The organism is Azospirillum brasilense (assembly GCF_008365405.1).
GTDB classification, from domain to species: domain Bacteria; phylum Pseudomonadota; class Alphaproteobacteria; order Azospirillales; family Azospirillaceae; genus Azospirillum; species Azospirillum brasilense_D.
The window spans coordinates 53,444-71,756 of sequence record NZ_QOKV01000027.1 but is presented as its reverse complement, the minus strand read 5'-3'; the positions used below and the strand labels follow the sequence as shown (position 1 = coordinate 71,756).

The window sequence follows — 18,313 nt, the reverse complement described above, 5'->3', positions numbered from 1 at the left end:
CGGAACCGTCATCCCGCCTTTGACTCATGTCCGGCCGCGCAACGCAACACCGGCATCGCCAACCACCCCCAATGCGCGCAACGCCCAGCTGGCGGCACCCGCTCAGCCAGCCCGGTGAGCAATCACCCTTTGACGCGCCGGGTCCAGAAACCGTTGACGGACGAATTGATCCAGCTTGCTTGCAGGAGGGCAGGTTTCCGGATCATTGACCGCGTTGACGAGCGGTTGGATGAGCAAATAGTCTCCATATCCGGGAATTGCATCAAAGGTGGAACTCCGTCGGAGCAGGCTCGCCAGGATGTATCCGCCATCGGAGGATTTGCAAGCCAGACGGATGAGGAACCGGGTGTAGCTTTCCGGGGTGGTCACTGCGGCGGCTGCCATCAGACGATCACGAAGCGCCGCAGCATCCGCCATGTCTTCCTGGTGCGTGTGTCCTTTGTCTGTCAGACGTTCAAGACGCCTCGCCGCGTTGGATTTCTGATGGCCGCCCGGCATGACTTTCAGCCAGCGGGGAATGTCTGCTGCATAGTCGGAAACATCGTCGATGTTCAGATATTCCGAGGTCTCGGTGAGAGGGACGTTCTCGAACGTTGCGCTCTCCATATTGGTTTTCCACACGGTGGTCTGCCAGAACGTCGCACCTTGAAGCTGGGCACCGAAGAGGTCGGCGCCTTGGAACTGGGCGTAGGGGAGGTAAGCGCCCTGGAGTTGGGCGTGGGAGAGGTCGGCGCCCTGGAGTTGGGCGCTGAAGAGGTCGGCGCCCTGGAACTGGGCAGCGAAGAGATTGGCGCCCTGTAGCTGGGCACCCAAGAGGGCGGCGCCCTGGAACTGTGTGTAGGGGAGGTAGGCGCCCTGGAGTTGGGCTTGGGAGAGGGAGGCGCCCTGTAGCTGGGCTTCAGAGAGGTCAGCACCCTGTAGCTTGGCGTAGGGAAGGTACGCGCCTTGGAGTTGGGCTTGAGAGAGGTCCGCTTCCTGAAGTTGTGTTCCGAAGAGAGTTGCTCCCTGAAGCTGAGCTTGAGTAAGATCTGAGCCCCTGAATTGGGCGTGCAAGAGGAGGGCACCCCGCAGATCGGCGTTCCGCAAAACCGTCCGATTCAATGCCGCCCGCCTCAAATCCACATTGCGCAAACGGCGCCCGGAAAAATCGCGGTGGCTGAGGTCCAATGGGGGAGGTCCAACCACTGCGTTCTCGGCCATGTTGTTTGCAGGGGGCGCCGTTGCCAGATGTGCGTTCGGGGGGCGGGGTTTCAGGCTGCGTGGAACCACTCCCTCCGCCAGCAGATCGCCCAATGGCCGCCCTTCGATCACCACCTCATCGGATAGGAACTCGCCCGGCGTGGTCGCGACCAGCAGGGAAGCGGCCACCACGGCCGGCACCGCATTGGCGGCCAGCCGGCGGGACAGGCGATCGGGCCATCGCTCGCCCTCCGGCCGTCTGCGCTCGGCGCGGCGGCGCAGCAGCCCCCCGAAGAGCCCCGTCCCCAGGTCGCGCATCGCCCGCGCCGTGCCGGCCCAGGTCAGGCCCGCCTCCCGCGCCGCCGCCGCCGACAGCGCCAGACCGGCGAACAGGCTGACCCGGTGCCACCACGTGATCCATTCGTGCTGATAGGCGAGGAAGCGGATCTGGAAAGCGCTGTACAGAAGCACCGGGGCCAGCACCAGCGTCACCGCCGCGGCCAGCACGGTCAGAGCCTGCGGCAGGGGTGGGGTCGCCGGGCCGCAGGCATCCCCACAGCGCACGGTGTCGAACCGCGCCAGCAGGCGCGTGACGACGAAGCCGTCCACCCGGTGGCGCAACGCCTCCAGCACCGCGCCGGGCGAGGCCGCGTGCTTGGCCGCTTCCCGCTCGGCAACGGTCAGGTAATGGCGCACCGCGTCGGCGATCACCGACACCTTGCGCACCATGTACAGCTGAACCAGCCAGAACAGGGCCGGCGCGCCGATGAAGAACTTCAGGAGCCCGACCTCCAGGTCGAAGATCGGCAGCTTGATCGGCTTCTCGACCAGCAGGTCGTAATCGGTGACCGCCGTGACTGTGAAGATCAGATAGAGCCACAGCAGGAGATAGGTCAGCGATTGGGTCGCGGCTGCCTTGCTGAGATCGTTCAGCGAGCCCTCAAGCTTGTCCAGACCGGGAGTGTCCACCACCGGATGGGGCAAAATCGGCCGGCTCCCATGATCCGATGGTTCATCGTTGCGCAGCATAGTGATGTTAGGGTTGTTTCGAAGAAAGGATATGCAATTCCATTCGGCGCGGCAACGTCCTGCCTCAACCGGGGCGGCGTTTCCTGAAGAATTCCCGCAGCATTTCCCCCGCCCGCGTCTCGTCGATGCCGCCATAGACCTCCGGGGCGTGGTGGCAGGTCGGCTGGTGGTAGAAGCGGGGGCCGTGCTCCACCCCGCCGCCCTTGGGGTCGTAGGCGCCGAAATAGACCCTGCGCAGCCGGGCGAAGCTGATCGCCGCGGCGCACAGCGCGCAGGGCTCCAGGGTCACATACAGGTCCAGCCCCGGCAGGCGCGGCTCGTCCAGGGCCGTGCAGGCGGCGCGGATCGCCAGCACCTCGGCGTGGGCGGTGGGGTCGTTCAGCTCCTCGGTCCGGTTGCCGGCGCGGGCCAGAACGGTCCCGGTCGCCGGATCGACCACCACGGCACCCACCGGCACCTCCCCGCGGGATGCGGCGGCCTCGGCCTCGGCGAAGGCGATGTCCATGGGGGAGGGGGGGCGGCTCATGCGGGGCACCCTGCCCGGCGGTCCCTGTTTTCGTCAAGCCGCGGAACGCCCTCCGGCGTTGTTAAGCATCGGACGAAACAGGGAGGACAGCCATGAGCAACCATGTCTACAAGAAGGTGGAAATCGTCGGCACCGCCGAGACCACCATCGACGACGCCATCCGCAACGGCATCGAGCGGGCGTCCAAGACGCTGAAGAACGTGGACTGGTTCGAGGTGGGCGAGATCCGCGGCCACGTCAGCGGTGGCAAGGTCGCCCACTTCCAAGTGGTGATGAAGGTCGGCTTCCGCCTCGAAGAATAACGGCGGGGACCCCGTGCCGTGGGTTGCGGGCGGGGCTTGCAAGCCCTATGGTCCGTGCCCATGGACACCCCCGATTACGAACATTCCAAAGCCATGCCCGGCGCCGCCGATGCGGACGCGGGCGAGCCCGATGCCGGCGAGCGCATCGCCAAGCGGCTGGCGCGCGCGGGCCTGTGCTCGCGCCGCGACGCCGAGCGCTGGATCACCGACGGCCGCGTGGCCGTCAACGGTACGACCCTGGACAGCCCGGCCTGCGTCGTGCGGTCCGGCGACGTCGTGCAGGTGGACGGCAAGGTCATCCCCGAGCCGGAGCCGGCGCGGCTGTGGCGCTATTACAAGCCGTCCGGGCTGGTCACCACCGCCCGCGACGAGAAGGGACGCACCACCGTCTTCGAACGGCTGCCGCCGGACATGCCGCGCGTCATCTCGGTCGGGCGGCTCGACCTGACGACCGAAGGTCTGCTGCTGCTGACCAACGACGGCGAGCTGGCCCGCTTCCTGGAACTGCCGGCCACCGGCTGGACCCGCCGCTACCGCGTGCGCGTTTTCGGCGAGGTGAACGAGGTGAAGCTGGCCGAGCTGGCGAAGGGACCGACCATCGAGGGGGTGAAGTACGGTCCCATCGAAGCCGTTCTGGACCGCATCCAGGGCCGCAACGCTTGGCTGACCGTCAGCCTGAAGGAAGGCAAGAACCGCGAGATCCGCAAGGTGATGGAGGCGCTGGACCTCCAGGTGAACCGGCTGATCCGCGTCGCCTACGGCCCCTTCCAGCTTGGCAAGCTGGAGGAGAGCGCCGTCGAGGAGGTGCCGAAGCGCGTGGTGCGCGAGCAGGTGTCCCGCTTCTTCACCGGCGCCGATCCGGCGGAGGAGGGCAAGGCCAAGAGCGGCGGGAAGACCGGCGCTGCCAAGGCCGCCAGGAGCGGGAGCGTCGGCGCCGAAGGCTCCACGAGCCGCTCCGCCACCCCGGCGAAAGCATCCAAGCCGCGCGACGCCAAGGCCGGCTGGGCCAAGGCGGAGCCGAAGGCCCCGTCCGACCGGCGCGGTCCGGCCAAGCCGGCCCCGGGCGGTTTCGCGTCCGCCAAGCCTGCCTCCGGCAAGCCCGCTTCCGCCAGGACGGACGGCAAGCCGGCGGGCAAGCCCGGCACGCTGACGCTGAAGGGCGGCAAGCCCGGCGGCGGCAAGCCAGGGCCGAAGCCGCGCGGCGGCGGTGGCGCGTCGTCCGAGGGCGGTGGCCGGGGACCGGAGCGGACCCGTGCGGATCGTCGGCGGTAAGCACCGCGGGCGGCGGCTGGCCGCCCCGGCGGGGAGCGACACGCGGCCGACCACCGACCGCACCCGCGAGTCCCTGTTCAACATCCTGTCCCACGCCGACTGGGGGCCGGACGGCGCCGACCTGCTGGAGGGCGCCGTCGTCGTGGACGCCTTCTGCGGAACCGGCGCCCTCGGGCTGGAGTCGCTGTCCCGCGGGGCCGCCCACGCCAGCTTTCTCGACATGGGCCGCGCCGCTCTGGACGCCGTGCGTGCCAACGTCGCGGCGCTGGGGGAGGGGGCGAACACCGCGGTCCTGCGCGCCGACGCCACCCGCCCGCCTCCTCCGCCGCTCCGCCCCTGCACGCTGGGCTTCCTCGACCCACCCTATGGTCAGGATCTGGCGCCGCGGGCTCTGGCCGGGCTGGCCAAGGCCGGCTGGCTGGCCCCCGGTGCCATCCTGGTGGTCGAGGTCGCCGGGCGCGACCCGCTGCCCCTGCCGTCCGGCTTCGCGGAGCTGGACGAGCGCCGCTATGGCGACACCCGCATCCAGTTCCTGCGCTACGCGTCGCCTCAGCCGTAGGTGAAGAAGGACGAGGCGACCTGGATCGGGGCGACCCCGGCCAGGACCAGCCGGTCGCCGCCGCCGAAGTCAAGCAGAGCGCTGCCGCTGCCGTCCGATCCCAGGCGGTAGGTCATGTTGGAGGCGATCTGGATGCGGTCGTTCTGCGCGCGGCTGAAGTCGGCGATGCGGTCCTGCCCGCCGCCGCGCGTGAAGACGAACAGGTCCGCTCCCGAGCCGCCCCACAGCGTGTCGTTGCCGGCATCGCCCCACAGCGTGTCGTTCCCCTCGTCCCCCATCAGCAGGTCGGCGCCCGAGCCGCCGTGCAGCGCGTCGTTGCCGGCCTGTCCGCGCAGCGTGTCGTTTCCGGCGTCGCCCCACAGCGTGTCGTTGCCGGCACCGCCGAACAGCTGGTCGTTGCCGCTGAGCCCGCTCAGCGTGTCGTTGCCCGCCCCGCCATAGAGGCTGTCGGCCCACGTGTTGCCGGTCAGCGTCAGGTTCTTCGGGATCTCTACGATCTGGAAGCTCTTGCCGGTGAACTGCTCGGCGTAATAGTCGATGGAGTTCATGTAGTTGGGGCGCAGCGTCGGGGTCAGGTCCGACATGATGGTGCCGGTGGCGGCGAAGTTGCCGTAGGTGGCCCCGCCCGCATACTCGTCGAAGGCGCCGATCATGTGCCCGAACTCGTGGGCCGCCAGCTCGTCCTGGTAATCGGGGCCCCAGTCGGTCTGGGTGCACCAGTTCAGCATGTCGCAGCGCCCGTAGCTGTTGCTGACGTTCACGTTGTAGTGCTGGTTCCCGGCCGCCACGAACTGCACGTCGAAGCGGATGGCGTAGCTGTTGGCACCGTCCGACAGGCTGTACTTGTCGCCCCAGATCCCCTCGATCCCCTGCTCCCAGACCTGCTTCATCGAGCCGGCGTCGTCGCCGGTCAGATGGATGCGGGTCTGCACGACGAAGGCCGTGCCGTCGAAGGCGAGGTCGTACTTCACGTCCCAGCCGAAGCCGCCGTCCGCCCGCGTTTCCGCGTAGTTGATGGTCACCGGGGCGAAGCTGGTGGGGACCGGCGCCGCGGGAGTCGCCGCCAGGGCGCCGGCGTTGTTCCCGTAGGCGTAGCTGACGGCCTGCGTCGTGGTGGTCTGCGTCCCGGAGTTCTGCGTCCCGGAATTTTGCGGCGCGTTCTGGCGCATGGCACGCTTCATGGCACGATTCCCCTGGTTCTGTGCGTCTTGGGGGACATCATGCGGGCAGGATTGAAGGCTTTCTTGTGACCTTAACTATACATTAACCTTTTTCCTAAGGGCGTAGGACACCCCCTTACGGTTGGCTCGGCGTGGTGGAGGGACCTCGGCCGGTCGGCCCTGTTATGGCCTAGGCAGTTTTGTGTGGGGGCGGGCCATGATCAAGGATCTCTGGTACAAGAACGCGGTCATCTACAACCTGTCGGTCGGCAGCTTCATGGACGCCAACGGCGACGGGATCGGCGATTTCCAGGGTTTGCAACGCCGGCTGGACTATCTGCAGGGGCTGGGCGTGACCTGCCTCTGGCTGGGGCCGTTCCAGCCATCGCCGATGCGCGACCATGGCTATGACGTGGCCGACTACTACAACGTCGATCCGCGCTACGGCACGTTGGGCGACTTCGTGGAGTTCAGCCACGCCTGCAAGCAGCGCGGCATCCGCGTCATCATCGACCTCGTGGTCAACCACACCTCGGACCAGCACCCCTGGTTCCAGGCGGCGCGCAAGGACCCGGAGTCCCCTTACCGGGGCTGGTATGTCTGGTCGGACAAGAAACCGCCCGACGCCGACGAGGGTGTCGTCTTTCCCGGCGTGCAGAAGACGACCTGGAGTTGGGACAAGGAGGCCCGCGCCTACTACTTCCACCGCTTCTACGAGTTCCAGCCGGACCTGAACACCGCCAACCCGGAGGTGCAGGCCGAACTGCTGAAGGTGATGGGCTTCTGGATCGAACTGGGCGTGTCGGGCTTCCGCGTGGACGCCGTGCCCTTCGTCATCGCGACCAAGGGACCGGAGGTGAAGAAGCCCAAACAGCAGTTCGACATGCTCCGCACCTTCCGGGAGTTCGTGCAGTGGCGGTGCGGCGACGCAATGCTGCTGGCCGAGGCCAACGTGCTGCCGGACATCGACCAGGAGTATTTCGGCGACGACGGCGACCGCATGCACATGGTCTTCAATTTCCAGGTCAACCAGGCCCTGTTCTACGCCCTGGCGACGGCGGACACGCGGCCGCTGGCCAAGGCGCTGGACGTCACCCGGGTGCCGCGCCCCAGCACCAACCAATGGGGCCTGTTCCTGCGCAACCACGACGAGCTGGACCTCGGGCGCCTGACCGAGGCGCAGCGCAAGCGGGTGTTCGACGTCTTCGGCCCGGACAAGGACATGCAGCTCTACGACCGCGGCATCCGGCGGCGGCTCGCCCCGATGCTGCGCGGCGACCGGCGCTGGCTCGAACTGGCCTACAGCCTGCTGTTCACGCTGCCCGGCACGCCGGTGCTGCGCTACGGCGACGAGATCGGCATGGGCGACGACCTGTCACTGCCGGAGCGCGACTGCGCCCGCACCCCGATGCAGTGGTCGGACGAGCCGCAGGGCGGCTTCACCAAGGCGGACAATCCCGTGCTGCCGGTCATCAGCGGCGGCGCCTACGGCTATGAGCGGATCAACGCCGCCCACCAGCGCCGCGAGCCGTCGGCCCTGCTGAACTGGACCGAGCGCATCATCCGGATGCGCAAGGAATGCCCGGAGATCGGCTGGGGGGACTATCAGGTGCTGCCCACCGGATCGAACGCCGTGCTGGCGATCCGCTACGACTGGCGCAACAACTCGGTGCTCGTCGTGCACAACCTCGACGACCGTCCCCACGAGGTCGCGCTGGCGGTCGATGGCGAGGGAGAATCGCCACGGCTGGTCAATCTTCTGGCGGAGGACCACAACGACCCCGAGGAGGACGGGCGGCATCGCCTGGTGCTGGAGCCCTACGGCTACCGCTGGTACCGGCTGGGCGGGCTGGACTACCTGCTGCGCCGGACCGAGGGGCCGGTCGGCGGGGCAAAGCGGTCTTGACTTTGTCCGGCCCACTGGGGGACGCTGGCCGTGCCGTCCCCATGCGGGGGCGGCGCATCAGACGCTTGTTCTCAGGGCAGGGTGAAAATCCCGACCGGCGGTAGCCCCTCGCAAGAGGGGGAGCCCGCGAGCGCTCCCGGCCGTCAGGTCGGGAGGTCAGCAGATCCGGTTCAAGGCCGGAGCCGACGGTGACAGTCCGGATGGAAGAGGACGAGCCGGTCATCGACCGTGGTCCGCCCGCAACGCATGGCGTTGGGCGCGGTCCGCGTGCGCCGGCCTGCGACGGCGGTCCGCGCGGGGCATCCCGCGCGCCGCCGGATGTCTCTTTGCGCCCTGATTCAGGCTCGCCCCAACCGGAGTGAGAACCATGAATCAGACCTTTGCCAGCAACCCGCTTTCCACCACGCCCTCCGCCGGCCTTCTCGACCGCTTCGGCACCGCCGAGGAACGGGTGATCCGCGCTGTGGAGGCAATCCGCCAGGGTGGCGGGGTCGTCGTCGTGGATGACGAGGACCGCGAGAACGAAGGCGACGTGATCTACGCCGCCGAGACCATCACCGCCGAACAGATGGCCCTGCTGATCCGCGAAGGGTCGGGGATCGTCTGCCTGATCCTGACCGACGCCGACGCGCGCCGCCTCGACCTGCCGCCCATGGTCGGCAGCAACACGGCGCGTTTCGGCACCGCCTTCACCGTCTCCATCGAGGCGCGGGAAGGGGTGACCACCGGCGTGTCGGCGGCGGACCGGGTGACCACCATCCGCACCGCCATCGCCGACGGCTGCCGGCCGGAGGACCTCGCCCGGCCCGGCCACGTCTTCCCGATCCGCGCGCACGCCGGCGGGTTGGCGGCGCGGCGCGGCCACACCGAGGCGACCATCGAGCTGACCACCCTGGCCGGGCGTCGTCCGGCGGGGGTGCTGTGCGAGGTGATGAACCCGGACGGCACGATGGCCCGCCTGCCCGAACTGGTGGCCTTCGCCGAGCGCCACGGCATGCCGATCGTGAGCATCGAGGATCTGGTCGGGGCGATGTGTTTGCGCTCCGCCGCGTGACCGGCCTGGGTTGAGTGAGTGGGACCGGTTCCGCCGTCCTGGGCGGGGCCGGTCCCATCGGTCCGTTGGAACGGTCGACTTCCGCATCCGCCGGAGCGTTATCACACCCGCCCGCTCTTTTCCCATTGAGGGCAACCGGATTGCCCTGTACGCGGTGCCCGGCGATATGCGGAGGCCGCCCTTCGCCGTGCCGCCGCGTGAACGGTCGTGCGCGCGATCCCGGGAATTGAGTGGAGACGGTTGATGAGGACGAGGCTGCGCGTGTGTTTGGCGACGGTGGCGCGATTGATGGTCGCCGCCTTGCTTGTGGCTTCGGTCCCGGCGCGCGGGGAGAACTGGACGGTCGCCTCCGAAGACTATTTCCCGCCGTACAATTTCACCGAGCGCGGTAAGCGCACGGGGATGGACACGGAGATCGTCGATGCCATGCTGAAAGAGATTGGCATCTACCCGGTTCATCGTCCCATGGCCTGGCCGGAAGTGGTGCGTGCGCACGACGAGAACGACGTGGACGTCGCCTTTCAGTTCTTCACGTCGCCGCGCCGTTTGGAGCGTGGCCATCTGATCGGTCCCTACCGTGTCGGGGCGACCGTTCTCATGGTCCGCAGCACCTCGGAGATCGACTACACGCGCATCGACGACTTGCAAGGTCTGCGGATCGGCGTCGTCGACGGCTTCGAGTACACCCCCGAGTTCGACAAATCGTCCCTGTTCGAAAAGGTCCGCAGCAGCAGCAACGTCGTGTCCTTCCGGCGCCTGCTTCTCGGCCGTGTCGATGCCATCGCCGGCGACCTGCAGGTGCTCAAATATCTTGCCGAGAGCGAGGGTCGGGCGAGTGCGGTCAAGATCCTGCCCAAGCCGCTGGCCATGGTACCGCGCTACATCTCCGTTCCCAAATTGCGGGCGGAGAAGGCGGAGCGATTGCAGGCGGCCTACGAAAAGCTCAAACGGGACGGCACCATCGACGCCATCGTCCGCGCCTGGGAGCGGTAGGGATCATTGATGCCGGACACGCGCCGGCAGCGTGTCTGAAGGTTCCGCCGTTGTCGGGGCAATGATGGAGCAACCTCCTCCCGGCCGATCCCGAAGACTTGGCTGCCGGCGGAGGCTCAATGCCCCGCCAAAACGTCCAGGCAGGCCGCCGGCGGCTCGGGGATAGTCTTGGGTGGCCGGGACGCCGGCGCTTCCTTCGGAGGCTCGAACCAACTCAGAAGCTCCTGGCCGCAGCCGTCGCCCGGCGGAATGGGGGCTTGCGGAACGCAGGCCGTCGATCCGGCCGGGCAGTTCATCCGCACATGGAAGTGCGAGTCGTGTCCGGCCCAGGGGCGAACGGTGTTCAGCCAGGAGCGGTCGCCGTGCTCGCTCTGGCACAGCGCCAGCTTGATCGCCGGGTTCACGAACACCCGCGCGACCTTCGGGCTCGTCGCCGCCAGTTGCAGCAGGCGCGCCTGCCGGGTGCCAAACCGCTCCGGGAGGACACGCTGCGTCTGCCGGTTCACCATGGTCGGGAAATCCGTTCGCTCCCGCGCATCCCGCGCGAGAGGCGGCTGGTCGAGATCGAACCACACGTCCACGTCGAGGCCGATCTGGTGACTGGCGTGTCCGCTTTCCATGCGGCCGCCATAGACCTTGGAGATGTCGCCGATGGCCAGCCGCCCGAGCCGCTCGGCCTGCGCCCGGCGGGCAAGCTCCTGGACGAACGCGACGGTGTCGGGGTGGCCGTGGTTCCGGTTCCGCGACAGGTTGACCGCCTGATAGCCGAGGCCCTCGGGAGGCAGCGTCTGCGCGTTGCGAATGCAGCCGTTGGCGTAGCTGCCGATCGGCTGTGCCGAGAGGGACGGCATCGGCGGTTGCAGGGCCACCGTGCTGAAATCCGTCGGCACCGCGCCGGAAGCCGAGGGTGCCGACCAGGGAACCGAGTCGGCCGCCGTCGCGTCACCGGTGGTCCAAACCCCGCAAAGGATCGGCAGCACAGCGAAAGACCATCGTCGAGCCATGACCGGCCTGGAACCTCCCATCGTTGAGCCGATCCGACATTAGCACGGGGCTTGTGGTCTGGGCGTGCATTGGGTGGGAGGTCAGGGTCTCATCACCAAAGCCGCCCGGCACCAAAGCCGCCCGGCGCACACCCGCGGACGTTGGCCCGGGGCGTGCGCCGGCAGCGGCGGGCGTTGTCAGAGGCCGTGCTGATCGAGCAGCAGCTGCCCGTCGCGCGCCACGTCGTCGCCATGGTCGAACAGGTTGCGCCAGGACGCGACGCCCGCGGTGATGTCGGGGTGCGACACGGCGGAGGAGAAGGCTTCGACGCCGATCAGGCCCTGATAGTTGGCCGCCTTCAAGCGGCGCAGCATCGGGGCGAAATCGATGGACCCCTCCGTCAGGCGGCCCCGGTGGTTCTGGTCGATCTCGAAATAGCCGAGATGGGGCATCGCCAGCTCAAGCGCGCCCAGCAGGTCGTTTTCCTCGATGTTCATGTGGAAGGTGTCGAGATGGATGCGGACGTTGTCGGCGCCGATCAGCTTGACCATCCGGACGGCCTGTTCCGCCGTGTTGATCAGGTTGCTCTCGTAGCGGTTGACCACTTCGAGCGCCAGCAGCATTCCGTAGGACGCGGCCCGTTCGGCGACGATCCGCAACCCGTCCGCCGCCGCCTGGAAGTTGGCGTCGCTCGGTACCTTCGACGCCTTCCCGAAGGCGCTGTAGAGAATGCCGCCCATGCGGTCCGCGCCCATGTCGCGCGCCAGGGCGAGCGCCGCGCAATGCCGCTCGATCCCGCGGCGGTGCACGTCCGGGTCGGTGCTCGAAATGTCGTTGTCCAGCTGAAGCGGCGAGGTCGCGACGGGGCGGACTCCGGCCCGCTCGCACAGCGCGGCGATGGCCGCCGGTTCGATGCTGTCATGGTCGCGGATCGGCACGACGAGCTGGCCATAGCCGAAGGCCGCGGCGCGCTCGGCCGCGTAGGCGCCGTCCTCGGTGGACCATTTCGGAATCCAGGTGTAGCTGTGGATCGACCGTCTGTTCATCTCGTTTCCTCCTGATCGTGCCCGCGTGCGGGGTCGTTGGTCTTGCCGCCGGTCCGCGGAGGGCGAGCAGCCCCCATGCCCGCCGGTTGTCCGACCGGCCTGGCCCCGCGTCCGTCAGCGATGTTTGGATGAACCGTCCGGCGATGGCCCCGCTCGGCGGGGTCCCCGGACGGGGTCTACTCGAAGAGAATGTCGTGACGCTTGAGGATGTCGTCGCGCATCGCCTCGATCATCTTCAAATGGGTCAGCAGGAGCGATTGGGTTCCCGCGACGTCGTTCGCCATGATCGATCGCATCAGCTTGACGTGGTCGGCGATCGCATCGTCCTCATGATGGGCCTCCCGAAGCTCGAGGAAGCGCACCCGTGTCAGATGCGTCCTCACGTCGCTCAGCATCTCCTGCAGCATGGCGTTTCCCAGAACCCCGATGACGGTGTCGTGGAAAGCCACGTCCAGTTCGGTGAAACCGACATAGTCCTTCTCCCGCACGACTTGTCTTTGCTGCTCGATCAGCGACAGCGCCTTGGCTTGCGCCGCGCTGTGATCGGCGGTCCTGTTCCAGATGCGCGCCACTTCTCCGAACGCCGACACCTCCAGCGCTTCCCGGATGAACTGGGCCTCCTTCACCTTGGCCGCGGACAGGTGAGAAACCTGCGCGCCGCGCTGCGGCAGAATGCTCAGCAACCCTTCGTTCGCCAGCCGGGAGAAAGCCTGACGGACCGGTGTCCGGCTGACGCCGTACTCGTCGGCGACGGCGTTTTCGTAGATCATCGAGCCGGGCTGGAACGACAGCGAAATGATCCTCTTCCGCAGTTCCTTGTAGATCACGCTGTCCAGTGTGTTGCGTTCCAACACCAGCCGTTCGTTCTTCACCGTGTTCCCCCAGCCGCTGCGTCAGCGGACATCGCCCTTCCCGAGCCCAGAATCGCGATTATCGCCGGATCGGACGGACCCACGCAAGGTCGCGGCGCCGCCGAACACAGCCCGGAACACGGGTGGAAACGAGCCGATGTCTGCTGTGGCTGGTCGAGCACTTTGACATTATTGGTTGCGCCTTCCTTCCACCACGCCGCCCCCACCTGACGGAATTCCGTCCGAAACCGCATTCGATCAGACACTGATCATGACGCCTTGTGGATGATCCGTAGCATCTTGCATCCTTGGATACAAGTGTGCAAGATGGCCGCCAGATGCGTTGGCTGGGCCGTTCACCGTCCGCGCGTCGACCGTTCGCTCCGCACGAGCGAACAGTAAAAGGTGGCATAAGGGCATTCTCAGGCTCCGCGCTCAAAGCAACGGGCGCCCTTGATCTCAGAACTCATAAGACATTCTAGGGAGTAGGAAGTGACCAACATGTCCAAGCGCCTTGGCGCTTTTCTCGGAGCCACCGCGCTGACGCTGATCGCCGGCATGGGCATGGCCCAGGCCCAGGAAAAGCACATCCTGCGCATGAACCACGTCCACAGCCCGGTCGAAGCCTATCATTCGGCGTTCCAGGAATGGGCCAAGCGCGTCGAGGAGCGGACCAAAGGCGGCCTCAAGATCGAGGTGTTCCACAGCGCCCAGCTCGGCAACGAAGAGGACATCATCGAGCAGATCCGCCAGGGCGCCAACATCGGCCAGAACACCGACGCGGCGCGCCTCGGCAACTATGTCCGCGAGATCGCGGTCCTGAACGGCCCGTACTTCGTCGATACGCTCGACGAGGCCTTCGCGCTGTCGAAGCTCGACACCGTCAAGAAGTGGAAGACGGAGCTGGCGGACAAGCACGGCCTCCAGGTCGTCTGCTTCGACTTCGTGCAGGGCAAGCGCCATGTCTTCGCCAACAAGCCGGTCCGCAACCCGGGCGACCTGTCCGGCCTGCGCATCCGTACCCCGCCGGCCCCCATCTGGCAGGAATCGGTGCGCGCCATCGGCGCGGCCCCGACGGCGATGAGCTTCGGCGACATCTACCCCGGTCTCCAGCAGCGCGCCGTCGACGGCGCGGAACTGACCTACGCCAACATCCGTCCGGGCAACCTGCAGGAGGTCGTCAAGAACGTCAGCGAGACCGGCCATATCACGCTGATCAACTTCGAGGTCGTGAGTTCCGCCTGGTTCAAGAAGCTGCCCGCCGACTACCAGACCGCCCTGGTCGAGGAATGCAGCGCCGCCGGCCAGAAGGTGTCGAAGGTGCTCGCCGACGCCGCCGAAGGTGAGAAGGCCGCGCTGGTCAAGGGCGGCATGAAGGTGACCGAGAACGTCGATCTGGAGGCCTTCCGCAAGGCCGGCGACGCCGCGTATCAGAAGCTCGGCCTCACCGAGGTGCGCGCGGCCGTCTACAAGGAAATGGGTCGCTAAGTCATCCGAAGCCGGCGAGGCCTGCCTTATGAAAACTCTCTATGATTATGTCGTGAAGCTTGAAGCGATCCTCGCCGGCTTGTTCCTGATGCTGATGGTGGGGTTGCTCCTGCTCGGCGGTGTGGCGCGGATGATGCAGCACCCGCTCAACTGGACCATCGATCTGGCGACCTGTTTCTTCGCCTGGGCGGTGTTCCTGTGCGCTGACATCGCCTGGCGCAAGGACATGCTCATGTCCCTCGACCTGGTGACCGCGAAGCTGTCCGAGCGGTACCAGCGGACCCTGCTGTTCGTGAACTACGCGGCGATCGCGCTGTTCCTCTGCTACGCCATCTACGGTGGGACCCTGCTCGCCTGGACCAGCCGGTCCCGGACCTTCAACGGCATTCCCGGCGTCAGCTATTCCTGGGTCACCGCCAGCATCGCCGTCGGGGCGGCCCTCATGCTCATCACCACGCTTCTCAAGATTCGGGCCCTGATGCGGTCCGACGGCGTCCCGTGCACCGCCGCCGCCAGCGGGGAGACCGCCTGACCATGCTGCTTGTCGTTCTGGCCTTCGCGGTCTTCCTTCTCATCGGCATGCCGGTCGCCTTCGCGATCGGCATCTCGGGGGTGCTGTTCTTCCTCCAGCACCCGGAGTTGCCCTTCACCATCCCGCTTCAGGTGACGGTGTCCCAGACCCAGAATTTCGCCCTGCTCGCCGTTCCCCTGTTCATCATGGCGGGCAACTACATGAACCGGTCCGGCATCACCGAAAGCCTGCTGAATCTGGCGTCTGTGGCCACCGGACACTTCAAGGGCGGGCTGGCCCAGATTTCCATCGTCCTGTCGGCGCTGATGGGCGGCGTGTCGGGGTCGGCCATCGCGGACGCGGCGATGCAGTCGCGCATCCTCGGCGAGGAGATGACGAAGCGGGGCATGTCCCGCGGCTTCACCGCCGGCGTGATCTCCTTCACCTCGCTCCTCACCCCGCTGATTCCGCCGGGCATCGGCATGATCCTCTATGGGACCATCGGCCAGGTGTCGATCGGGCGGATGTTCGCGGCGGGCTTCGCCCCGGCGCTTCTGCTCGGCATCGCCATGAGCATCGCCGTCTGGTACACCTCCAACAAGCGCGGATACCCGCCGGAGCGGGCGAAGCGGGCGTCGTTGGCCGAGGTCGGCAGCGCCCTGAAGGGCGGCGTCTGGGCGCTGCTGTTCCCGGTCATCCTGCTCGTCGGGTTGCGCATGGGCATCTTCACGCCCTCGGAGATCGGCGCCTTCGCGGTGCTCTACGCGCTGTTCATCGGCTTCGTGGTCTACCGCCGGCTCAAGACGAAAAGCTTCATCGAGGCGCTGGAGATCAGCCTTGCCGACGTCGGCTCCGCGATGTTCCTGATCAGCCTGTCGGCGATCTTCAGCTACGGCATCGTCTTCGAGCGCATCCCCGAAGTCATCGCCTCGTCCCTGACCAGCCTCACCGACAACGTCCAACTGGTGATGGTGCTGATCGTCCTCCTGGTTGTGGCGGCTGGGCTGTTCATCGATGCGACGGTCATCATCATCATGATGACGCCGATCTTCCTGCCCGCCGTGCGGGCGATGGGCGGCGATCCGGTGCACTTCGGGGTGGTCTTCATCGTCGCGGCGACGATCGGCAACTTCACGCCTCCGGTCGGAGCGGCGATGTTCACCGTGTGCTCGATCCTGAGGGTGTCGGTGGGAGCCTATGTCCGGGAGTCCCTGCCCCTGATGATCGCCATCGGGCTGACGACCCTGCTTCTGATCTTCGTGCCCGAGTTCATTCTGCTGATCCCGAACCTGCTCTTCGGATGATGGCGGCGCGCCGGGTGCGGCGGCGGAAACGCCGCCCTCCGGCCCCGTCCGGCGGATACAGAGAATCCTAGCGTCCAATCCGGCGCCCTATGCGGCACCGACTGGTGGAGTTCCAAACACGATGACCGGCAGACTAGATGGAAAACGCGCCCTGGTGACCGGAGCGGGGCAGGGCATGGGACGGGCCATCGCGCTCGCCTTCGCCCGGGAGGGGGCCAGCGTCGTCGCGGCCAGCCGCACGCTGTCGAAGATGGAGGATCTGCCCCGCATCGACTCCAAGATAACCCCGGTCGCGCTCGACGTGACCGATCCGGCGGCGGTCCGGCGCGTCGTCGCCGAGGCCGGGCCGCTCGACATCCTCGTCAACAACGCCGGGTGGGTCCACAACGGCACCATCCTGGATTGCGGCGACGAGGATTGGGCGCGCAGCCTGGACCAGAACGTCACCTCGATGTTCCACACCATCCGCGCGGCCCTTCCGGGCATGATCGAGCGGCGCCGGGGTTCCATCGTGAACGTCGCCTCGGTGGCGTCGAGCCTGACCGGCGTCGCCAACCGCACCGCCTACGGGACCAGCAAGGCGGCGGTGATCGGCCTGACCAAGGCCGTGGCCCGCGACTTCATCGGCGCCGGCGTCCGCTGCAACGCGCTGTGCCCCGGCACCACCCACTCGCCGTCACTGGAGGAGCGCATCCAGTCGAGCGCCGATCCCGAGGGGATGCGGGCGCAGTTCGTCGCGCGCCAGCCGATGGGCCGCCTGGGCACCGTCGAGGAGATGGCCGCCGCCGCCGTGTATCTGGCCAGCGACGAGTCCGGCTTCATGACCGGCGGCCTGCTCGTCGCCGACGGAGGGCAGACGCTGTGACCGGACAGGCTCAGCCGTCCGCGCGCTACCACGCGGATTCCCTGGACTCCTTCTGCCGCGCTGTGTTCCTGGCCACGGGAGCGGACGAGGCGACGGCGGATGCGGCCACGCGCGCGATGATGCACGGCTCCCGGCTTGGGGTCGACAGCCACGGCGTGCGGCTGCTCGGGCATTATGTGGCCACCATGACCCAGGGACGGGTGAACCCGCGTCCCGCTCCGCGCATCCTGTCGGAATTCGGGGCCGTCGCCACGCTGGACGCCGACCATGCCCACGGCGCGCTCGGCGCCTACCGCGCGCAGGAAAAGGCGGTCGAACTGGCCGGCCGGTTCGGCATCGGCGCGGTCGCCATCCGCAACAACTCCCATTTCGGTCCGGCCGGCGCCTTCGCGCTCGCCGCGGCGGAGGCGGGCTGCATCGGCATGGCTTTCTGCAACTCCGACAGCTTCATGAGGCTGCACGACGGTGCCGAGCGCTTCCACGGCACCAACCCGATCGCCATCGCCGTTCCGGTGAAGGACGGCGATCCGTGGCTGTTCGATATGGCCACCAGCGCCATCCCCTACAACCGCGTCCAACTCTACCGCAGCCTCGGGCTTGCGCTTCCCGAAGCCACCGCGTCGGACCCCGAGGGGCGCAACACCACCGATCCCGAGCGGGCCGAGATGCTGGCGCCGCTGGGCGGAGAGTTCGGCTTCAAAGGGGCCGGGCTCGCGGGCTTCGTGGAAATCCTGAGCGCCATCCTGACCGGCATGAAGCTGAGCTTCGAGATCCTGCCGATGCCGGGGCCGGACATGAGCACGCCGCGCGGCATGGGCGCCTTCGTGATGGCGATCCGTCCGGACGCCTTCCTGCCGCGGGAAAACTTCGAGGACAACATGGCGCGCTATCTGGCCGCTCTGCGCGGATCCCAGGCCGTGCCGGGCCGAACGGTCATGGCGCCCGGCGACCGCGAATGGGCCGAGGCGGGGCGCCGCAGGACGCTTGGCATTCCCATCGACCAGACGACCATCGACACCTTCAACCAACTTGCCCAGGCCTATGGCATTCCCGTTCCGGTCCCGGCGGGCTCACCAACATAAGGCCGAGTGGGACTGGCCGGCTCGGTCGCACACTCGTCGTGTGCGCGTAATAATGGCAGGGCGGGTCCCTGTTTCCCGAACAGTCGGGTAATCTCGGTTCGCCCAGGATGACAGGTGAACCCGGCGACGGGGAAGCGGGGACCGGATCAGACCCCCTGGAACCGAACGATTCCAGGGGACTGTCTGTTATGAGGGCGGAAAA

The 18,313-nt window shown here is 67.4% G+C and carries 17 protein-coding genes and 1 riboswitch; of the genes, 11 read left to right on the top strand and 6 right to left on the bottom strand.

The window, feature by feature from the left end; translation table 11 throughout:
• Positions 1-102: 102 nt before the first annotated feature.
• Both DS837_RS27910 and DS837_RS27905 read right to left on the bottom strand, forming a co-directional pair.
• Positions 103-2,208, bottom strand: coding sequence for a pentapeptide repeat-containing protein (locus tag DS837_RS27910; protein ID WP_170296011.1), 2,106 nt, complete (start codon positions 2,206-2,208; stop codon positions 103-105).
• A 64-nt stretch (positions 2,209-2,272) separates the two neighbouring features.
• Complete coding sequence (locus tag DS837_RS27905; RefSeq protein WP_211102425.1) at positions 2,273-2,713, bottom strand: nucleoside deaminase; 441 nt, start codon at positions 2,711-2,713, stop codon at positions 2,273-2,275.
• 113 nt (positions 2,714-2,826) lie between these two features.
• On the opposite strand from DS837_RS27905, the gene DS837_RS27900 reads away from it, so the two are divergent.
• The 3 genes from DS837_RS27900 to rsmD are packed head-to-tail and all read left to right on the top strand — an operon-like array spanning position 2,827 to position 4,867.
• On the top strand, positions 2,827-3,036 hold the full coding sequence (locus DS837_RS27900) for a dodecin (protein WP_014239544.1): 210 nt from the start codon (positions 2,827-2,829) through the stop codon (positions 3,034-3,036).
• A gap of 60 nt (positions 3,037-3,096) precedes the next feature.
• Positions 3,097-4,308 carry a pseudouridine synthase gene (locus DS837_RS27895; protein WP_149167709.1) on the top strand — a complete coding sequence of 404 codons (1,212 nt, stop codon included), beginning with the start codon at positions 3,097-3,099 and terminating at the stop codon, positions 4,306-4,308.
• On the top strand, positions 4,289-4,867 hold the full coding sequence (gene rsmD, locus DS837_RS27890; protein ID WP_149167708.1) for a 16S rRNA (guanine(966)-N(2))-methyltransferase RsmD: 579 nt from the start codon (positions 4,289-4,291) through the stop codon (positions 4,865-4,867). The genes DS837_RS27895 and rsmD overlap by 20 nt, the downstream gene beginning before the upstream one ends.
• Here the strand turns inward: rsmD and DS837_RS27885 are convergent.
• On the bottom strand, positions 4,858-6,048 hold the full coding sequence (locus DS837_RS27885) for a calcium-binding protein (RefSeq protein ID WP_149167707.1): 1,191 nt from the start codon (positions 6,046-6,048) through the stop codon (positions 4,858-4,860). The two genes, rsmD and DS837_RS27885, sit on opposite strands and share 10 nt — an antisense overlap.
• A gap of 196 nt (positions 6,049-6,244) precedes the next feature.
• Between DS837_RS27885 and DS837_RS27880 the strand changes: the two genes are divergently transcribed.
• From DS837_RS27880 to DS837_RS27870, 3 genes are all read left to right on the top strand, one after another.
• Complete coding sequence (locus DS837_RS27880) at positions 6,245-7,933, top strand: alpha-amylase family protein (RefSeq protein ID WP_149167706.1); 1,689 nt, start codon at positions 6,245-6,247, stop codon at positions 7,931-7,933.
• A 63-nt stretch (positions 7,934-7,996) separates the two neighbouring features.
• A riboswitch (FMN riboswitch) is annotated at positions 7,997-8,149 on the top strand.
• 151 nt (positions 8,150-8,300) lie between these two features.
• Positions 8,301-8,987, top strand: coding sequence for a 3,4-dihydroxy-2-butanone-4-phosphate synthase (gene ribB, locus DS837_RS27875; RefSeq protein ID WP_149167705.1), 687 nt, complete (start codon positions 8,301-8,303; stop codon positions 8,985-8,987).
• A gap of 288 nt (positions 8,988-9,275) precedes the next feature.
• On the top strand, positions 9,276-9,980 hold the full coding sequence (locus tag DS837_RS27870) for a substrate-binding periplasmic protein (RefSeq protein WP_247890169.1): 705 nt from the start codon (positions 9,276-9,278) through the stop codon (positions 9,978-9,980).
• A 116-nt stretch (positions 9,981-10,096) separates the two neighbouring features.
• Here DS837_RS27870 and mepA read toward each other — a convergent pair whose 3' ends face one another.
• The 3 genes from mepA to DS837_RS27855 all read right to left on the bottom strand — a co-directional run bounded on the left by mepA (position 10,097) and on the right by DS837_RS27855 (position 12,882).
• Positions 10,097-10,870 carry a penicillin-insensitive murein endopeptidase gene (mepA, locus tag DS837_RS27865; RefSeq protein WP_170296010.1) on the bottom strand — a complete coding sequence of 258 codons (774 nt, stop codon included), beginning with the start codon at positions 10,868-10,870 and terminating at the stop codon, positions 10,097-10,099.
• A 291-nt stretch (positions 10,871-11,161) separates the two neighbouring features.
• Positions 11,162-12,010 carry a sugar phosphate isomerase/epimerase family protein gene (locus tag DS837_RS27860; protein ID WP_149167702.1) on the bottom strand — a complete coding sequence of 283 codons (849 nt, stop codon included), beginning with the start codon at positions 12,008-12,010 and terminating at the stop codon, positions 11,162-11,164.
• Between the two features lie 176 nt (positions 12,011-12,186).
• Positions 12,187-12,882, bottom strand: a complete 696-nt coding sequence (locus tag DS837_RS27855) for a GntR family transcriptional regulator (protein ID WP_149167701.1) — start codon at positions 12,880-12,882, stop codon at positions 12,187-12,189.
• 480 nt (positions 12,883-13,362) lie between these two features.
• Between DS837_RS27855 and DS837_RS27850 the strand changes: the two genes are divergently transcribed.
• From DS837_RS27850 to DS837_RS27830, 5 genes are all read left to right on the top strand, one after another.
• A complete protein-coding gene (locus DS837_RS27850) occupies positions 13,363-14,349 on the top strand; it encodes a C4-dicarboxylate TRAP transporter substrate-binding protein (RefSeq protein ID WP_170296009.1) in 987 nt (328 codons plus the stop codon).
• Between the two features lie 28 nt (positions 14,350-14,377).
• Complete coding sequence (locus tag DS837_RS27845; RefSeq protein ID WP_149167699.1) at positions 14,378-14,881, top strand: TRAP transporter small permease; 504 nt, start codon at positions 14,378-14,380, stop codon at positions 14,879-14,881.
• Between the two features lie 2 nt (positions 14,882-14,883).
• Entirely contained in the window at positions 14,884-16,164 is a 1,281-nt protein-coding gene (locus tag DS837_RS27840) for a TRAP transporter large permease (RefSeq protein ID WP_149167698.1), read from the top strand.
• Between the two features lie 121 nt (positions 16,165-16,285).
• On the top strand, positions 16,286-17,029 hold the full coding sequence (locus DS837_RS27835) for an SDR family oxidoreductase (protein ID WP_149167697.1): 744 nt from the start codon (positions 16,286-16,288) through the stop codon (positions 17,027-17,029).
• The gene (locus tag DS837_RS27830; RefSeq protein ID WP_149167696.1) at positions 17,026-18,111 is read left to right on the top strand and encodes an Ldh family oxidoreductase; all 1,086 of its coding nucleotides are present in this window, start codon (positions 17,026-17,028) and stop codon (positions 18,109-18,111) included. Before DS837_RS27835 ends, DS837_RS27830 begins: the two co-directional genes overlap by 4 nt.
• Positions 18,112-18,313: the final 202 nt, after the last annotated feature.

Excerpts from the sequence above, each read along its gene's own strand:
- DS837_RS27910 (WP_170296011.1), bottom strand. The coding sequence starts at position 2,208 with ATGCTGCGCAACGATGAACCATCGGATCATGGGAGCCGGCCGATTTTG.
- DS837_RS27905 (WP_211102425.1), bottom strand. The coding sequence starts at position 2,713 with ATGGACATCGCCTTCGCCGAGGCCGAGGCCGCCGCATCCCGCGGGGAG.
- DS837_RS27900 (WP_014239544.1), top strand. The coding sequence starts at position 2,827 with ATGAGCAACCATGTCTACAAGAAGGTGGAAATCGTCGGCACCGCCGAG.
- DS837_RS27895 (WP_149167709.1), top strand. The coding sequence starts at position 3,097 with ATGGACACCCCCGATTACGAACATTCCAAAGCCATGCCCGGCGCCGCC.
- DS837_RS27885 (WP_149167707.1), bottom strand. The coding sequence starts at position 6,048 with ATGAAGCGTGCCATGCGCCAGAACGCGCCGCAAAATTCCGGGACGCAG.
- DS837_RS27880 (WP_149167706.1), top strand. The coding sequence starts at position 6,245 with ATGATCAAGGATCTCTGGTACAAGAACGCGGTCATCTACAACCTGTCG.
- ribB (WP_149167705.1), top strand. The coding sequence starts at position 8,301 with ATGAATCAGACCTTTGCCAGCAACCCGCTTTCCACCACGCCCTCCGCC.
- DS837_RS27870 (WP_247890169.1), top strand. The coding sequence starts at position 9,276 with ATGGTCGCCGCCTTGCTTGTGGCTTCGGTCCCGGCGCGCGGGGAGAAC.
- DS837_RS27860 (WP_149167702.1), bottom strand. The coding sequence starts at position 12,010 with ATGAACAGACGGTCGATCCACAGCTACACCTGGATTCCGAAATGGTCC.
- DS837_RS27850 (WP_170296009.1), top strand. The coding sequence starts at position 13,363 with ATGTCCAAGCGCCTTGGCGCTTTTCTCGGAGCCACCGCGCTGACGCTG.
- DS837_RS27845 (WP_149167699.1), top strand. The coding sequence starts at position 14,378 with ATGAAAACTCTCTATGATTATGTCGTGAAGCTTGAAGCGATCCTCGCC.
- DS837_RS27840 (WP_149167698.1), top strand. The coding sequence starts at position 14,884 with ATGCTGCTTGTCGTTCTGGCCTTCGCGGTCTTCCTTCTCATCGGCATG.
- DS837_RS27835 (WP_149167697.1), top strand. The coding sequence starts at position 16,286 with ATGACCGGCAGACTAGATGGAAAACGCGCCCTGGTGACCGGAGCGGGG.